This window comes from Pseudomonas sp. GM102 (assembly GCF_000282555.1).
In the GTDB taxonomy this organism is placed as follows: Bacteria; Pseudomonadota; Gammaproteobacteria; order Pseudomonadales; family Pseudomonadaceae; genus Aquipseudomonas.
The window spans coordinates 67156-82031 of record NZ_AKJB01000049.1 but is presented as its reverse complement, the minus strand read 5'-3'; the positions used below and the strand labels follow the sequence as shown (position 1 = coordinate 82031).

The following is a 14876-nucleotide window of genomic DNA, read 5'->3' as shown; positions in this document are numbered from 1 at the left end:
GCCTGCCCGCCGTTATCCAGCCTCAACGGAGAGCTCCCCCATGACTGATACCCCCGATCGTGACGAACGCCATCTGGCGCGCATGCTGCGCAAAAAAGCGGTGATCGACGAACGCATCGCCAACTCCCCGAATGAATGCGGCCTGTTGCTGGTGCTGACTGGCAACGGCAAAGGCAAAAGCAGCTCGGCGTTCGGCATGCTTGCGCGGTCCATGGGCCACGGCATGCAATGCGGCGTGGTGCAGTTCATCAAGGGGCGCACCAGTACCGGCGAGGAGCTGTTCTTCCGGCGCTTCCCGGAGCAGGTGCGTTTTCATGTGATGGGCGAGGGCTTCACTTGGGAAACCCAGGACCGCCAGCGCGACATCGCCGCCGCCGAAGCCGCCTGGGCGGTGTCCCGCGAATTGCTGCGTGATCCGGCCATTGGCCTCGTGGTGTTAGATGAATTGAACATCGCCCTCAAGCACGGCTACCTCGATCTCGATCAGGTTCTCAGCGACTTGCAGGCCCGTCCGCCGATGCAGCACGTGGTGGTCACCGGTCGTGGTGCCAAACCAGAGATGATCGAGCTGGCCGACACTGTCACTGAAATGGGCATGATCAAGCACGCCTTCCAGGCCGGAATCAAAGCGCAAAAAGGCGTCGAGTTGTGAGTCAACCACGTCATTGCCCGGCGGTACTGATCGCTGCGCCGGCCTCCGGTCAGGGCAAGACCACCGTCACTGCCGCGCTCGCCCGTTTGCATCGCAATCAGGGGCGCAAGGTTCGCGTGTTCAAATGTGGCCCGGACTTTCTCGATCCGATGATTCTCGAGCGCGCCAGCGGTGCACCGGTCTATCAACTCGACATGTGGATGGTCGGCGAGCAAGAAAGTCGGCGTCTGTTGTGGGAGGCCGCTGGCGAAGCCGATCTGATCCTCATCGAAGGCGTCATGGGGCTGTTCGACGGTACGCCGTCCAGCGCCGACCTGGCGCGGCACTTTGGTGTGCCAGTGCTAGGCGTGATCGACGGCACCGCGATGGCGCAGACGTTTGGCGCGCTGGCCCTGGGCCTTGCGCGTTATCAGCCGGATTTACCGTTTGCTGGAGTGCTGGCCAACCGGGTCGGCACCGTGCGGCATGCGCAATTGCTCGAAGGCAGCCTGACTGAAGGCTTGCGCTGGTACGGTGCGTTGTCCCGGGAGACCGGGATCGAATTGCCGAGTCGGCATCTCGGTCTGGTTCAGGCCAGTGAATTGAATGATCTCGACCTGCGTCTCGATGCGGCGGCCGACTCATTAGCCAGCAGTTGCGACGTGGCGCTGCCGCCAGCCGTGGAATTCGCCGCGCCTGAAATGATCGCAGCCGAACCGTTGCTGGCCGGTGTTCGGATTGCCGTGGCCCGGGACGAAGCTTTCGCGTTTACCTACGGCGCGAGCCTGGATCTGCTGCGTGCCATGGGCGCCGAATTGACTTTCTTTTCGCCGATCCGCGATAGCGAATTACCTGAGGCAGACAGCCTCTATCTGCCGGGCGGTTACCCCGAATTGCACCATGTGGCGTTGTCGCAAAACACGTCGATGCTGACCGCGATCCGCGCTCACCACGCGGCGGGCAAACCGTTGCTGGCCGAGTGTGGCGGCATGCTGTATCTGCTGGATTCCTTGACCGATGTCGAGGGCACTCGCGCTGAACTGGTTGGCTTGCTGGCCGGTGATGCGGTGATGCAAAAGCGTCTTGCCGCGTTGGCCTTGCAGGCGGTCGAATTGCCGGAAGGTTTGCTGCGTGGGCACACCTATCACCACTCGTTGACCAGCACTGATCTTGAGCCGATTGCTCGAGGTTTGAGCCCCAATGGCGGGCGAGGGGCGGAGGCGGTTTATCGTGAGGGGCGGATGACGGCTTCTTATGTGCACTTTTATTTCCCGTCCAATCCATCGGCGATTGCTGCGCTATTTTTGCCTGATCTTGAGGACGCCTTCGCGAGCAAGCCCGATCCCACAGGGGAATGCAATTCAAATGTGGGAGCGGGCTTGCCCGCGAAGAGGCCATGACCGACAACGCATTCAGTGAGGTCGAACGCGCATCCGTCTACCGAGCCATCGCCGAACGCCGCGACATGCGTCACTTCAGCGGCGGCACAGTCGAGCCCGAGTTATTGAGGCGTCTGCTCGAAGCCGCGCATCAGGCCCCGAGTGTCGGCCTGATGCAGCCCTGGCGCTTCATCCGCATCAGCGACCGGGCACTGCGCGGCAAGATTCAGCAGCTGGTGGAAGACGAACGCATCCGCACCGCCGAAGCCCTCGGCGAACGCTCCGACGAATTCATGAAGCTCAAGGTCGAAGGCATCAACGACTGCGCCGAGGTGCTGGTCGCCGCGCTGATGGATGATCGTGAGCGGCATATCTTCGGCCGTCGTACGCTGCCGGAAATGGACATGGCCTCGTTGTCCTGTGCCATCCAGAACCTTTGGCTGGCGTCCCGCGCCGAGGGCCTGGGCATGGGCTGGGTGTCGCTGTTCGAGCCGCAAGCGCTGGCGGACTTGCTGGGTTTACCGAGCGGGGCCAAGCCTTTGGCCGTTCTTTGCCTGGGGCCGGTCAAGGAATTCTATCCGGCGCCGATGTTGGTACTCGAAGGTTGGGCGCAGGCGCGTCCACTCAGCGAGTTGCTGTATGAAAATTATTGGGGAGTGAGTCAATGAGTGTGGCGTTGTTGAGTGTCGCCGCGGTCGCGCTGGATGCGCTGCTGGGTGAACCCAAACGCTGGCATCCGCTGGTGGCGTTCGGTCGTGTTGCCGATCGCATCGAGCAACGTTTCAACTCTGGTGGCCGCGGCTGGCGCAGTCACGGGGTTACGGCCTGGGTGATGGCGGTCGTGCCGCTGACCTTGCTGGTCACCGCACTTTCCTGGGCGCCTTATGTCGGTTGGATTGTCGAGATTCTCGCGCTCTATTGTGCCCTCGGCATGCGCAGCCTCGGTGAGCACGTCGAGCCGGTGGCCAAGGCCCTGCGCAGTGATGATCTGATCGAGGCGCGCACACGCGTTGGTTATCTAGTCAGCCGTCAGACCAGCGAACTGGACAAAACCGAAGTCGCACGCGCCGCCACCGAGTCGGTGCTGGAGAACGGCAGTGATGCGGTATTCGCCGCGCTGTTCTGGTTTGCCGTGGCGGGTGCGCCCGGCGTGGTGCTCTATCGCCTGAGCAACACCCTTGATGCGATGTGGGGTTATCGCAACGATCGCTTCGAACGTTTCGGTTGGGCCGCGGCGAAGATCGATGATGTTCTGAACTACATTCCCGCACGCCTGGTGGCGTTGACCTACGCGCTGTTGGGCAAAACCCGACTGGCACTGAAGTGCTGGCGTACCCAGGGCCCGACTTGGGACAGCCCGAATGCCGGGCCAGTGATGGCAGCCGGTGCCGGCGCGCTGGGTGTCGAACTGGGCGGGGCGGCGATCTATCACGGTGAACTGCATCAGCGTCCGCAGTTGGGCGAAGGCGTGCCGGCGGATGCCGATTCCATCGACCGTGGCTGGCAATTGGTCCAGCGCGGGGTATGGTTATGGCTGCTGATTCTCTGCGTGGGGGCTGAATTCTATGCTTGAACACGGTGGCCGCTTGCGCAAGGCGGCACTTGAATACGGCATTGCCGAAGCCGATTGGCTCGACCTGTCCAGTGGCCTGGCGCCTTGGCCATTCCCGGTCCCGGACATCCCGCTGCGGGCCTGGGCGCGGTTGCCGGAAACCGATGACGGTCTGGAGCAGGCTGCCTGCGACTATTACGGTGCGGCTCAGGTGTTGCCGGTGGCCGGGTCGCAAATGGCGATTCAATTGCTGCCGCGTTTGCGCCGGGCCGGCAAGGTCGGCGTGCTGTCGCCGTGTTACGCCGAGCACGCCGAAGCCTGGCGCCGTAACGGGTACATCGTGCGTGAAGTGCTGGAGTCGGAAGTCGATTTCTTTCTCGACAGCCTCGATGTGCTGGTGGTGGTCAACCCGAACAATCCCACGGGGTTGAGCCTGACTCCGGCTCGTCTGCTGGACTGGCATTCGCGGCTGGCCCAGCGCGGTGGCTGGCTGGTGGTGGACGAGGCGTTCATGGACAACACCCCGCATTTGAGTCTGGCGCCGTTTGCCAATCAGATCGGCTTGATCGTGCTGCGCTCCTTCGGCAAATTCTTCGGCCTGGCCGGTGTGCGACTGGGGTTTGTGCTGGCCGAGCGCAAGTTGCTCAAGCTGCTGGCCGAACAGGTCGGGCCTTGGGCGGTCAGCGGTCCGACCCGAGTGCTGGGTCAGGCGTGCCTGACGGATACGGACGGGCACACCCGACAGCGCATTCGTACTGACGAGGCCGGCGAGCGTCTGGCGTTGCTGCTTGAACAGTACGGTTTCAAACCTCAGGGCGGCTGCGCATTGTTCCAATGGCTGATCACCGAGTGCGCCGAAGCGCTGCATGTATTCATGGCCCGGCGCGGCATTCTGCTGCGGTTGTTCACCCACAACAGCAGCGTGCGGTTTGGCTTGCCGGCGGATGAGGCGGATTGGTCGCGCCTCGAACAAGCCCTGCAAACCTATGTCAAGGAAAACCCATGACAACGTTGATGGTGCAGGGCACTACATCGGACGCCGGTAAAAGCACGCTGGTGACGGCGCTGTGTCGCTGGGTCACGCGTCAGGGCGTGAGCGTCGTGCCGTTCAAGCCGCAGAACATGGCCCTCAATAGCGCGGTGACCGCCGACGGTGGCGAGATTGGTCGCGCTCAAGCGGTCCAGGCCCAAGCCGCCAACCTCGAACCGCACACCGACATGAACCCTGTGCTGCTCAAGCCCAATAGCGATACCGGCGCCCAAGTAATCATTCATGGTCGCGCGGTTACCACCATGAATGCCGTTGCCTATCACGACTACAAAGCCATCGCCATGCAAGCGGTACTGGCCTCCCATGAGCGGTTGAGTGCGGCATATCCGGTGGTGATGGTCGAAGGGGCGGGGTCGCCGGCAGAGATCAACCTGCGGGCCGGCGACATCGCCAACATGGGGTTTGCCGAGGCGGTGGACTGCCCAGTGGTGCTGATTGCCGACATCAATCGCGGTGGAGTTTTCGCGCATTTAGTAGGTACGCTGGAGCTGCTGTCCCCTAGCGAGCAGGCAAGGGTCAAAGGCTTCATCATCAACCGGTTTCGCGGCGACATCGCCTTGCTGCAACCAGGCCTCGATTGGCTGGAAGAGCGCACCGGCAAGCCGGTGATCGGCGTTTTGCCTTATGTGATGGACCTGCATCTTGAGGCCGAGGACGGTCTCGATCAGCGTCAGACCGACAAGGCCGATCAAGTATTGAAAGTGGTGGTGCCGGTACTGCCGCGTATCAGCAACCACACCGATTTCGATCCGTTGCGCCTGCATCCGCAAGTGGACCTGCAATTCATCGGCCCCGGCCAGGCGATTCCGCCAGCCGACCTGATCATTCTTCCCGGCTCGAAAAGCGTGCGCAGTGACCTCGCGTACTTGCGGGCCAACGGTTGGGACACGGCGATCTCGCGGCATTTGCGCTATGGCGGAAAAGTGCTGGGGATCTGCGGCGGTCTGCAAATGCTCGGCGAGCACGTGCACGACCCGCTGGGCCTTGAAGGCGCACCGGGTTCCAGTGCTGGCTTGGGCCTGCTGGCGTTCGAAACGCAGCTCGAAGAAGAAAAGCAGTTGCGCAATGTGCGTGGGCGCTTGGCGCTGGAAGATGCGCAGGTCAGTGGCTATGAAATTCATGCCGGCGTGACCACCGGGCCGGCCTTGGAAAATGCCGCAGTGCAGCTCGACGATGGTCGCAGCGATGGCGCACAAAGTGCCGATGGGCGCATTTTCGGCACGTATCTGCATGGTCTGTTCGAGTCACCGGCGGCGTGCAGTGCGCTGTTGCGCTGGGCCGGGTTGCAGGATGTGCAGGAGGTCGATTACCACGCTTTGCGCGAGCGCGATATCGAACGGTTGGCGGATTTGGTGGAGAAGCATTTGGATACCTCGCTGTTGCGTGAGCTCTGTGGTTTTTGAGGTGGTTTTGAGGGCGCCTTCGCGGGCAAGCCTCGCTCCTACAGGTTTTGTGTCGTTCACATTATTACGATTCGACGCTAATCCGTAGGAGCGAGGCTTGCCCGCGAAGAGGCCTGCCCCGACATCGCACATTTTAAGGAATAAACCATGCTGCAACTGATCCTCGGCGGCGCCCGCTCCGGCAAAAGCCGCCTGGCTGAAAAGCTGGCGACAGACAGTCAGCTCCAAGTCACTTATATAGCCACCTACATCGCCACCAGCCAATCTCAAGACGGTGAAATGAACGAACGGGTGGCCCATCACCGTGCCCGTCGTCCGGCCGAATGGGCATTGATCGAAGAACCGCTGGAGCTCGCCCGTGTGCTGCGCGAAAACGCCAGTGCCGATCGTTGCTTGCTGGTGGATTGCCTGACGCTGTGGCTGACCAATCTGCTAATGCTCGACGATGCCGAGCGCTTGTCGGCCGAACGCGAAGCCCTGCTGGACTGCCTGGCGTCATTGCCGGGTGAAATCATTTTTGTCAGCAACGAGACCGGGATGGGTGTCGTACCGATGGGCGAATTGACTCGCCGCTATGTCGATGAAGCCGGTTGGCTGCATCAAGCCTTGGCCGAGCGCTGTCAGCGAGTCGTCCTGACCGTCGCCGGCCTGCCCCTGACTTTGAAAGGAACTGCGTTATGACTCACGCCTGGTGGCTGAACCCGTGCAAGCCCATCGACGCGCAAGCGGTCGAACAGGCGCAGGCGCGTCAACAGCAACTGACCAAGCCTGCCGGCTCTCTCGGCCAGCTCGAATCGGTGGCGGTGCAACTGGCCGGGTTGCAGGGGCAGGTCAAGCCGACGCTGGATCAGCTGTGGATTGCGATTTTTGCCGGTGACCATGGTGTGGTCGCTGAAGGCGTGTCGGCGTTTCCGCAGGAAGTCACGGGGCAGATGCTGCACAACTTTGTCAGCGGCGGCGCGGCGATCAGCGTGTTGGCGCGGCAGTTGGGGGCTTCCCTGGAAGTGGTCGATCTCGGCACCGTGACGCCGTCGTTGAATTTGCCGGGTGTGCGTCACCTGAACATCGGCCCGGGCACGGCGAATTTCGTCCAGGGGCCGGCGATGACTCAGGCCCAAGGTGAACTCGCCTTGCAGGTCGGCCGCGACAGTGCGCAGCGCGCCATCGCAGCCGGCGCGCAGTTGTTCATCGGTGGCGAAATGGGCATCGGCAACACCACGGCGGCCAGTGCGTTGGCCTGTGCGTTGCTCGACTGCCCGGTGGTGCATCTTGCCGGACCGGGGACCGGATTGAACGCGGCGGGTGTCAGCCATAAAGCCCAAGTTATTGAACGTGCCTTGGCGTTGCATGGCGCTCAGCGTAGCGATGCGCTGCAGACCTTGTTCAACCTCGGCGGTTTCGAAATTGCTGCGCTGGTCGGCGCGTACCTGGCCTGTGCTCAGGAAGGTGTCGCGGTGTTGGTCGACGGGTTTATTTGCAGCGTCGCTGCGTTGGTGGCGGTGCGTTTGAATCCGGCCTGCCGTGAGTGGCTGCTGTTCGGTCATCGCGGCGCCGAGCCAGGTCATCGCCATGTGCTCGAAACCCTGAACGCCGAACCGTTGCTGGACCTCGGCCTGCGACTGGGCGAGGGCAGTGGTGCGGCATTGGCCGTGCCATTGTTGCGTCTGGCCTGCGACCTGCACGGGCAAATGGCGACGTTCGCCGAAGCCGCAGTGGCGGATCGCCCGGCATGACCTTGCGTCTGGACCTGTTGCGCCATGGCGAAACCGAACTCGGCGGCGGTTTGCGCGGCAGCCTCGACGATGCGCTGACCGGCAAGGGCTGGGAGCAAATGCGCGCCGCGGTGGCCGAGCAGGGGCCCTGGGATCGACTGGTCAGTTCGCCGTTGCAGCGTTGTGCGCGCTTTGCGCAAGAGCTTGGAGCGCAACTGGGTTTGCCGGTGCAGCTGGATAAGGACCTGCAAGAGCTGCACTTCGGCGCCTGGGAAGGGCAGAGCGCGGCGGCGCTTATGGAGACCAGCGCCGAGGCGTTGGGCTTGTTCTGGGCCGATCCTTATTCGTTCACGCCGCCAGACGGTGAACCGGTTGCGGACTTTTCAGCGCGGGTGTTGGCGGCCATCGAACGGCTGCACACGGCCTATGCGGGTGAGCGAATTTTGTTGATCAGCCATGGCGGTGTCATGCGTTTGTTGCTGGCTCAAGCGCGCGGATTGCCGCGTGAGCAGTTGCTCAACGTTGAAGTAGGCCATGGCGCGTTGTTCTCGTTGTCGGTCGAAACCGGTGTCTTGTTAAGGGAAGCGATCTGACCATGTTGCCGTTCTGGATCGCCCTGCAATTTTTGAGCAGCCTGCCGATTCGCCTGCCAGGCATGCCGACGCCCGAGGAACTGGGCCGGTCGCTGCTGTTTTATCCGTTGGTCGGTTTGCTGTTTGGCGTGATTCTGTGGGGGCTGAACTGGCTATTGCTGGGCACACCATTATTGCTTCACGCCGCACTGCTGCTGAGTGTTTGGGTCGTGCTCAGCGGCGCGTTGCACCTGGATGGCCTGGCCGATAGCGCCGATGCGTGGCTCGGGGGTTACGGCGACCGTGAGCGCACCCTGACCATCATGAAAGACCCGCGTAGCGGGCCGATCGCCGTGGTGACGCTGGTCTTGGTATTGCTGCTCAAGTTTGCCGCGTTGCTGGCGTTGATCGAGCAACAGCACAGCGTGGTCCTGATCATCGTTTCACTGATTAGCCGGAGCGCGTTACTGGGCTTATTCCTCTCCACACCTTACGTGCGTCCCGGTGGGCTGGGGCAGGCGCTGGCCGATCATCTGCCGCGTTTGGCCGGCAAACAGGTGTTGGTGATCAGTGCTTTGGCCTGTGTGCTGATCGCAGGCTTCAGCGCGGTATGGGCGCTTGCACTGGCGGCAGCGGTGTTTGTCTGGTTGCGGCAAGTGATGGTGCGGCGATTGGGCGGGACAACGGGCGATACGGCAGGGGCGTTGCTGGAATTGCTGGAGGTGGCGGTGCTGGTGGGGCTTGCACTGCTCTGAACCCCTGTAGGAGCGAGGCTTGCCCGCGAAGGCGGTGTGTCAGTCGATATCAATGTTGACTGTGCTGCCGCCTTCGCGGGCAAGCCTCGCTCCTACGGTAATAGGTGTCGAAAAATTTGCTTTCATTTAACCGCGGGTATATACACGCACTATGCTTCCTTCTCAATGTTTGTGTACCAACCTGCGTCGCGCCGCTCGTGGCGTCAGCAGGCACTACGACGGCGCTCTCGACGGCTTCGGGATCAACGTTGCCCAGTATTCTCTGCTGTGCAATTTGCAGCGTCTGGATCAGCCAAGCATCTCGACGCTGGCCGAGGCCATGGGCCTGGATCGCAGCACCTTGGGGCGCAATCTGCGGGTGCTGGAGGGCGAAGGTCTGGTGACGCTGGTCGAGGGCGAGGACATGCGCAATCGCATCGTCCTGCTCACCGAAACGGGGCGCGAACGCCTGGCGGCGGCGTTGCCAGCCTGGGAAGCGGCGCAGCAGCGGTTGATCGACCGTCTGGGTGCCGAGAAGCGTGAAACCTTGCTGAAACTGCTGGACGAACTGGCTTGAGGCCAGTTTGTTCGATCTTAAGCGGGTATATACCCGCTACCGGAGAACAAGAATGACATCAATGTGGCGTACATGCGGTTGGGTGCTGTTGGGGAGTGCGCTGATTCTGGCGTTGTCCCTGGGGGTGCGACATGGCTTCGGGCTGTTTCTGGCGCCCATGAGTGCCGAGTTCGGCTGGGGCCGCGAAGTGTTTGCCTTCGCCATTGCTTTGCAGAACCTGATCTGGGGCCTGGCGCAACCGTTCACCGGTGCACTGGCCGACCGCTTTGGCGCTGCGAAGGTGGTGTTGATCGGTGGTGTTCTGTACGCCCTGGGTCTGGTGTTCATGGGGCTGTCCGATTCGGCGGTGACCTTGTCCTTGAGCGCTGGGTTGTTGATCGGCATCGGCCTGTCCGGCACTTCGTTCTCGGTGATTCTCGGCGTGGTTGGCCGTGTCGTGCCACCGGAAAAACGCAGCATGGGCATGGGTATCGCCAGCGCTGCCGGTTCTTTCGGTCAATTCGCCATGTTGCCCGGCACGCTGGGGCTGATCGGCTGGCTTGGCTGGTCCGCGGCATTGCTGGTGTTGGGCCTGGTGGTGGCGCTGATCGTGCCGCTGGTGAGCATGCTCAAGGACAAGCCGCTGCCGGTCCTCGGACACGAGCAAACCCTCTCTGAAGCGCTGCGCGAAGCCTGTTCCCATTCAGGGTTCTGGCTGTTGGCGTTCGGCTTTTTTGTTTGCGGTTTTCAGGTGGTGTTCATCGGCGTGCACTTGCCGGCCTATCTGGTGGACCAACACTTGCCAGCCTCCGTCGGCACCACGGTGCTGGCGCTGATCGGGCTGTTCAATATCTTCGGCACCTACACCGCTGGCTGGCTCGGCGGGCGGATGTCCAAGCCGCGCTTGCTCACCGGTCTGTATCTGTTACGGGCGGTGGTGATTGTGCTGTTCCTCTGGGCGCCGGTCACTCAGGTCACGGCTTATTTGTTCGGCATGGCCATGGGGTTTCTCTGGTTGTCGACGGTGCCCTTGACCAACGGCACGGTGGCGACCTTGTTCGGTGTACGAAATTTGTCCATGCTCGGTGGGATCGTTTTCCTCTTTCACCAGCTCGGCTCGTTCCTCGGCGGTTGGTTGGGTGGGGTGGTGTATGACCGAACCGGGAGTTACGACTTGATCTGGCAGGTGGCGATTCTCTTGAGTCTGGTGGCCGCAGCCCTGAACTGGCCGGTGCGCGAGCAGCCGGTGGCGCGTCTTCAAACCCGGATGAGTGCAGCATGAACAGTCTCTGGCCGCGGATGGCTGTTATCGCCATCGGCGTACTGCTGCTGGCCCTGGCGTGGTGGGGCTGGCATCAGGGTGGCCTGGCGTTGATGCAGTTGGGCATGGGTGCTTGCTAGCGAGCGGCGAAGGCGAGTAATTTCGTTTTCTGACGATTGTTCAAGGATGCACCGACATGCTGATGCGTTGGCTTGCAGTTCCCGCATTGTTGATGGCTTTTACCGGGCTGGCCCAGGCGGCAGAATGCCCGGAGTTGCTACAAGGCTCTTTGCCCAAGCTGCGCGCCAAGGAATCCATCGATCTGTGCCAGCGCTTCGCCGGCAAGCCGCTGGTGGTGGTCAATACCGCGAGCTTCTGTGGCTTCGCCCCGCAGTTCAAAGGCCTTGAGGCGCTGTATCAGCATTACAAGGATCAAGGGCTTGAGGTGATTGGTGTTCCATCCAATGATTTCAAACAAGAGTCTAAAGATGGCGCAGAGACTGCCAAGGTCTGTTACGTGAACTACGGCGTCACCTTCACCATGACCGAGCCGCAGAAAGTCCGCGGCGATGATGCGACGCATTTGTTCAAGGTTCTCGCTGAACAAAGCAGTTCGCCGAAGTGGAATTTCTACAAGTACGTGGTCGATCGCCAAGGCAAGGTGATCGCCAATTTCTCCAGCCTGACCAAGCCGGATAATCCGGAGTTCATCGAGGCGGTGGAGAAAGCGCTCGCATCGAAACCCTGATCGACACGCACTAAAAAGCCCCGCCTCTGTACAAGAGCGCGGGGCTTTTTCAATTCAGGCGGCGAGGGAGTCGCCGTGAATCATCAGAAACGGTATGTCGCGCCAACACCGAAACCGTTCGCATAGTTTTCATACTCTGCGCTGTAGTTCTGACGGCCGTTGCTGTTGTTGACCTTGACCGACTCTTCGCGCAGGTACGAGTACGCTACGTCGATGGTCAGGTCGTCGGTCGGGCTCCAGCCAGCGCCAAGGCTGAAAATCTTGCGATCGCCAGTCGGGATGCGTGGGGAACGGTTTTCGTTATTGGTCGGTGCCTGGTCAACGGACAGGCCGGTACGCAGGACCCATTGTTTGTTCAACTGGTACGAAGCGCCAATGGCGTGAGCCCAGGTGTCATGCCAGTTCTGTTCTTCAGTGATGGTGCCAAACCGGCCGTTCAGGGCAGCAGGAACGCCACTGTTCTCAACGGTGATTTCTTTCAGACGGCTCCAGCGAGTCCAGGTGCTGCCTGCGTAGAGAGTCCATTTGTCGTCCAGCTGGTGAGTAACCGAGAAGTCGACCGACTCAGGCGTGGTGATGTCCAGCGACGCGTCGTACTTCTGGCTCGGGTTCTGGCCAAGGGCACCCAGGAGGCTGTAATTGACCTTGGTGTCACCCTCGAGCTTGTACTTCACTTTCGAGTGGTAGGTCAGGCCGACGCGAGTGCTGTCGGTGGCTTGAACCAGGATACCGATGTTGTAACCCAGCGCGGTGTCGTCACCCTTGATCTTGACAGTACCGTCCGCTGCGCGCGGGTTCAGCGACAGGTTCGATTCCAGGGTGCCGTCAATACGGTTGATGGTCGGACCGAAACCGATCGACACCTTGTCGTTGAAGGCGTAGCTGACGGTTGGCTGCAGGGTTACGATTTTGACTTCGCTCTTGCTGCCGAAGTATTTGCCGGCGAAGCCGTTCTCGTAGTCGGTCACCAGGCCGAATGGAGCGTAGACGCCGAAACCGAATGCCCAGTGGTCATCGATTGGCTTTACGTAGTAGCCCATGGGCACGCCCATGAAAGGGACCATGTCACCTTTGTTGGTGCCGCTATTCGGACTGGAGCTTGCATCACTGATATCAGCGTGCGCGTCGATAAATGCAACACCACCGGTCACTTGTTCGCGCTTGAGGCGAGACATGCCGGCAGGGTTACCAAAAACTGTAGATGCGTCGTCGGCAGATGAAGATCGCCCGGCAAAACCTGTCCCCATCCCGCTGATGCTTTGTTCGTTGAGGGCAAAGCCACTTGCGAAGATCTGGGTGGATGCCAAGGCAACGGCGAGGCTAAGGGTGGTTTTGAGCATTACTTTTTTCATTATTAGAACTCCTGGTGATCACCGGGGCGGAAATTACCAAGATTTTCGTCTGGACGCTATAGCGTGTAACGCTTGAGTTAGAGCGGTTTTGTAGGACAATCCGACCAAAATCGCTACCTGTTGTGCGATTTTCGGAAATGGGTGGCTTAGCAGGCGACCTGATTCAACGATGAAACACAGGTTTGCCACGCGTAGGTGAAATCTCGCAGACGACCTTGGGGTTGGAAAGTCTGGCGCCAGATTCGGGCCATTCCCAACAGGTCATCTGAGGCGGGGAGGGGGGTGTTCTGTTCTTCTACCAGCAGCCAGGCGATGGCAGTGGCATAACGCAGGTTGACGGTCAATTCCAGGTGCGGGCCGCTTAGAAAAGCATGTTGGCTGGCCAAGCCACGGACCAGGCTCGCCCGATCCGGGTCCAGGGCCAAATAGTGATCCCATAGGGCTTGGTGGCGAGGCTCGGTGATTCGGTACAGGCCGTGTCCACGGCGGTCATGCAAGGCTGACCCAAGGGCTGACTGACTGGCTGCAATGCCCAGCAGCAGGGATTCGGCAGTTGCGCTATGGCGTCCGAGGTAGATCAAAGTCGGACGGATCACATAACGACACAGTTCGCTGGCAGCGATACCCATAGAACCCTCGAAAACATGAAGTGGTCGGCGATACCTGAAAGGGCCTTGGCAGCAGTGGATCGATTCAGGCTCGCCGGAAGCGGACCAAGCCGCTTGAGTTGAAGTGTAGTGTCATTATTTAGCTGTAAAGGACTGTTTTTAAAATATTTCCGGCTTCGAGTTATAACCGTTATATCGGTTGGTGCTTAGCCGTCGGCGACGAAATGAGAAATATCAGGCAATAAAAAGCCCCGCTTTTCAGCAGGGCTTTTGAGGTTTTCAGCCTTCTGGCGTCTCAGGCAACCAGTGCCTGGCGAGTACGCTCGATCACAGCCTGCAGCGGTTCTGCGCTGGAGTATTGATCCGGGTACAGGCGTTCGCTGTGACGAGCGATGCCGTGTTCGTTGACCAGAGTGAAGCTGAAGCAGCCTTTGCGAGCGGCCATGATCAGGCAGTTCATTGGAGCAAAAGCGTTGGTTAGGGTGCGGATGGCATCCTGGGTGTGGATTTGAGTGGACATATTTGGTGTTCCTACAAGCGACACGGATAAGAACCGTGCAAAGTTAAAACGTTCCAGTGACGACGACCACCATTGGTCGAACGAAGAACCCGACTGGAACAAAGCAGCCAGTTTGAAGCGCTGATAAGTTGGCGCGCTTGGGCTGGCAGGTAGGTACTTAGGAGGGCAGGCAACACATCAAGGGCAAAGGTTCTGGGCCCGGGGTGAAGATCCTGATCAATTTGCAGGCTGGTTCGGTCAGAGTAAGTGAGCTTCGCAACACCCTTTGCTTTCGATTCAAAGGCTGTGTTGGCGTAGATTTACCTGGAAACCATCGAGGTGGCCGGTCCCGCTTTGTCGGTGGAGGCTTCTCTTGGAGAAGGCTGACCGGGGGGATTTGTTCGACCAGAATTGACTTTCAGCTTGGTACTAACGCCGCGGATACTAACGGATTGAATTACCGAAGGGAAGTCTGTTTGCAAAAAAGATCGTTGGAGTGCCTGCCAACGAGTCCCCGTTGAACGATTGGAAGAGCCACCGGCAGCCCCTGCGCCCCCTAATGGCCCAGAATTCGACCGTTGATCCGGGAGGACGATCGAGCCAGGATCAATCTGTAGCGCGGGTTGCCCGGGTTTACCCCAGACCTTACCCAAAAAACGCGCCGAAAAAGCGCATCGATATAACCGCCTCGCAGGTACTTGTGCACATAAGTTGCGCGAACTGTCATCCCACTGTCATCCTCGCCTCAAGGGGAGTGGGTGCCTGTAATGAAAATTTAAGTCAATGAAAAACATCGCTTTTTTTTACTGGTGAAAAAA

Annotated in this window: 17 protein-coding genes; 14 read left to right on the top strand and 3 right to left on the bottom strand. The window is 60.3% G+C overall.

The window, feature by feature from the left end; translation table 11 throughout:
• Positions 1-40: 40 nt before the first annotated feature.
• The 14 genes from cobO (at position 41) to PMI18_RS18735 (ending at position 11599) form a co-directional block, all read left to right on the top strand.
• Entirely contained in the window at positions 41-652 is a 612-nt protein-coding gene (cobO, locus tag PMI18_RS18675; RefSeq protein ID WP_007898939.1) for a cob(I)yrinic acid a,c-diamide adenosyltransferase, read from the top strand.
• Complete coding sequence (locus PMI18_RS18680; protein ID WP_007898938.1) at positions 649-2031, top strand: cobyrinate a,c-diamide synthase; 1383 nt, start codon at positions 649-651, stop codon at positions 2029-2031. Before cobO ends, PMI18_RS18680 begins: the two co-directional genes overlap by 4 nt.
• Entirely contained in the window at positions 2028-2678 is a 651-nt protein-coding gene (bluB, locus tag PMI18_RS18685; RefSeq protein WP_007898937.1) for a 5,6-dimethylbenzimidazole synthase, read from the top strand. The genes PMI18_RS18680 and bluB overlap by 4 nt, the downstream gene beginning before the upstream one ends.
• Positions 2675-3583, top strand: a complete 909-nt coding sequence (gene cbiB / locus PMI18_RS18690; protein ID WP_007898936.1) for an adenosylcobinamide-phosphate synthase CbiB — start codon at positions 2675-2677, stop codon at positions 3581-3583. The genes bluB and cbiB overlap by 4 nt, the downstream gene beginning before the upstream one ends.
• On the top strand, positions 3576-4568 hold the full coding sequence (gene cobD / locus PMI18_RS18695) for a threonine-phosphate decarboxylase CobD (protein ID WP_007898934.1): 993 nt from the start codon (positions 3576-3578) through the stop codon (positions 4566-4568). The genes cbiB and cobD overlap by 8 nt, the downstream gene beginning before the upstream one ends.
• Positions 4565-6016: a cobyric acid synthase gene (locus PMI18_RS18700; protein ID WP_007898932.1), complete on the top strand. Its 1452-nt coding sequence runs from the start codon at positions 4565-4567 to the stop codon at positions 6014-6016. The genes cobD and PMI18_RS18700 overlap by 4 nt, the downstream gene beginning before the upstream one ends.
• A 147-nt stretch (positions 6017-6163) precedes the next feature.
• Positions 6164-6697 (top strand): bifunctional adenosylcobinamide kinase/adenosylcobinamide-phosphate guanylyltransferase, encoded by a 534-nt coding sequence (gene cobU, locus PMI18_RS18705; RefSeq protein ID WP_007898930.1) that lies wholly within the window; start codon positions 6164-6166, stop codon positions 6695-6697.
• Positions 6694-7749: a nicotinate-nucleotide--dimethylbenzimidazole phosphoribosyltransferase gene (cobT, locus tag PMI18_RS18710; protein WP_007898929.1), complete on the top strand. Its 1056-nt coding sequence runs from the start codon at positions 6694-6696 to the stop codon at positions 7747-7749. The genes cobU and cobT overlap by 4 nt, the downstream gene beginning before the upstream one ends.
• Positions 7746-8321 carry an alpha-ribazole phosphatase family protein gene (gene cobC, locus PMI18_RS18715; RefSeq protein ID WP_007898926.1) on the top strand — a complete coding sequence of 192 codons (576 nt, stop codon included), beginning with the start codon at positions 7746-7748 and terminating at the stop codon, positions 8319-8321. Before cobT ends, cobC begins: the two co-directional genes overlap by 4 nt.
• Positions 8322-8323: 2 nt before the next feature.
• Complete coding sequence (locus tag PMI18_RS18720) at positions 8324-9055, top strand: adenosylcobinamide-GDP ribazoletransferase (protein ID WP_007898924.1); 732 nt, start codon at positions 8324-8326, stop codon at positions 9053-9055.
• A 151-nt stretch (positions 9056-9206) separates the two neighbouring features.
• Complete coding sequence (locus PMI18_RS18725) at positions 9207-9611, top strand: MarR family winged helix-turn-helix transcriptional regulator (RefSeq protein ID WP_007898923.1); 405 nt, start codon at positions 9207-9209, stop codon at positions 9609-9611.
• A gap of 52 nt (positions 9612-9663) precedes the next feature.
• Complete coding sequence (locus tag PMI18_RS18730; protein ID WP_007898921.1) at positions 9664-10872, top strand: MFS transporter; 1209 nt, start codon at positions 9664-9666, stop codon at positions 10870-10872.
• Complete coding sequence (locus PMI18_RS31730; RefSeq protein ID WP_007898919.1) at positions 10869-10991, top strand: hypothetical protein; 123 nt, start codon at positions 10869-10871, stop codon at positions 10989-10991. Before PMI18_RS18730 ends, PMI18_RS31730 begins: the two co-directional genes overlap by 4 nt.
• 56 nt (positions 10992-11047) lie before the next feature.
• A complete protein-coding gene (locus tag PMI18_RS18735) occupies positions 11048-11599 on the top strand; it encodes a glutathione peroxidase (RefSeq protein ID WP_007898917.1) in 552 nt (183 codons plus the stop codon).
• An 83-nt stretch (positions 11600-11682) separates the two neighbouring features.
• On the opposite strand, the gene PMI18_RS18740 is transcribed toward PMI18_RS18735, so the two are convergent.
• The 3 genes from PMI18_RS18740 to PMI18_RS18750 all read right to left on the bottom strand — a co-directional run bounded on the left by PMI18_RS18740 (position 11683) and on the right by PMI18_RS18750 (position 14079).
• On the bottom strand, positions 11683-12951 hold the full coding sequence (locus PMI18_RS18740) for an OmpP1/FadL family transporter (protein ID WP_007898916.1): 1269 nt from the start codon (positions 12949-12951) through the stop codon (positions 11683-11685).
• Between the two features lie 146 nt (positions 12952-13097).
• Positions 13098-13580 (bottom strand): hypothetical protein, encoded by a 483-nt coding sequence (locus tag PMI18_RS18745; protein ID WP_007898914.1) that lies wholly within the window; start codon positions 13578-13580, stop codon positions 13098-13100.
• Between the two features lie 274 nt (positions 13581-13854).
• Positions 13855-14079, bottom strand: coding sequence for a hypothetical protein (locus PMI18_RS18750; RefSeq protein ID WP_007898912.1), 225 nt, complete (start codon positions 14077-14079; stop codon positions 13855-13857).
• Positions 14080-14876 lie beyond the last annotated feature (797 nt).

What these genes read in the sequence shown, in the direction of transcription:
- cobO (WP_007898939.1), top strand. Translation starts at nt 41, where the DNA reads ATGACTGATACCCCCGATCGTGACGAACGCCATCTGGCGCGCATGCTG.
- bluB (WP_007898937.1), top strand. Translation starts at nt 2,028, where the DNA reads ATGACCGACAACGCATTCAGTGAGGTCGAACGCGCATCCGTCTACCGA.
- cbiB (WP_007898936.1), top strand. Translation starts at nt 2,675, where the DNA reads ATGAGTGTGGCGTTGTTGAGTGTCGCCGCGGTCGCGCTGGATGCGCTG.
- cobD (WP_007898934.1), top strand. Translation starts at nt 3,576, where the DNA reads ATGCTTGAACACGGTGGCCGCTTGCGCAAGGCGGCACTTGAATACGGC.
- PMI18_RS18700 (WP_007898932.1), top strand. Translation starts at nt 4,565, where the DNA reads ATGACAACGTTGATGGTGCAGGGCACTACATCGGACGCCGGTAAAAGC.
- cobU (WP_007898930.1), top strand. Translation starts at nt 6,164, where the DNA reads ATGCTGCAACTGATCCTCGGCGGCGCCCGCTCCGGCAAAAGCCGCCTG.
- cobT (WP_007898929.1), top strand. Translation starts at nt 6,694, where the DNA reads ATGACTCACGCCTGGTGGCTGAACCCGTGCAAGCCCATCGACGCGCAA.
- cobC (WP_007898926.1), top strand. Translation starts at nt 7,746, where the DNA reads ATGACCTTGCGTCTGGACCTGTTGCGCCATGGCGAAACCGAACTCGGC.
- PMI18_RS18720 (WP_007898924.1), top strand. Translation starts at nt 8,324, where the DNA reads ATGTTGCCGTTCTGGATCGCCCTGCAATTTTTGAGCAGCCTGCCGATT.
- PMI18_RS18725 (WP_007898923.1), top strand. Translation starts at nt 9,207, where the DNA reads ATGCTTCCTTCTCAATGTTTGTGTACCAACCTGCGTCGCGCCGCTCGT.
- PMI18_RS18730 (WP_007898921.1), top strand. Translation starts at nt 9,664, where the DNA reads ATGACATCAATGTGGCGTACATGCGGTTGGGTGCTGTTGGGGAGTGCG.
- PMI18_RS31730 (WP_007898919.1), top strand. Translation starts at nt 10,869, where the DNA reads ATGAACAGTCTCTGGCCGCGGATGGCTGTTATCGCCATCGGCGTACTG.
- PMI18_RS18735 (WP_007898917.1), top strand. Translation starts at nt 11,048, where the DNA reads ATGCTGATGCGTTGGCTTGCAGTTCCCGCATTGTTGATGGCTTTTACC.
- PMI18_RS18740 (WP_007898916.1), bottom strand. Translation starts at nt 12,951, where the DNA reads ATGAAAAAAGTAATGCTCAAAACCACCCTTAGCCTCGCCGTTGCCTTG.
- PMI18_RS18745 (WP_007898914.1), bottom strand. Translation starts at nt 13,580, where the DNA reads ATGGGTATCGCTGCCAGCGAACTGTGTCGTTATGTGATCCGTCCGACT.
- PMI18_RS18750 (WP_007898912.1), bottom strand. Translation starts at nt 14,079, where the DNA reads ATGTCCACTCAAATCCACACCCAGGATGCCATCCGCACCCTAACCAAC.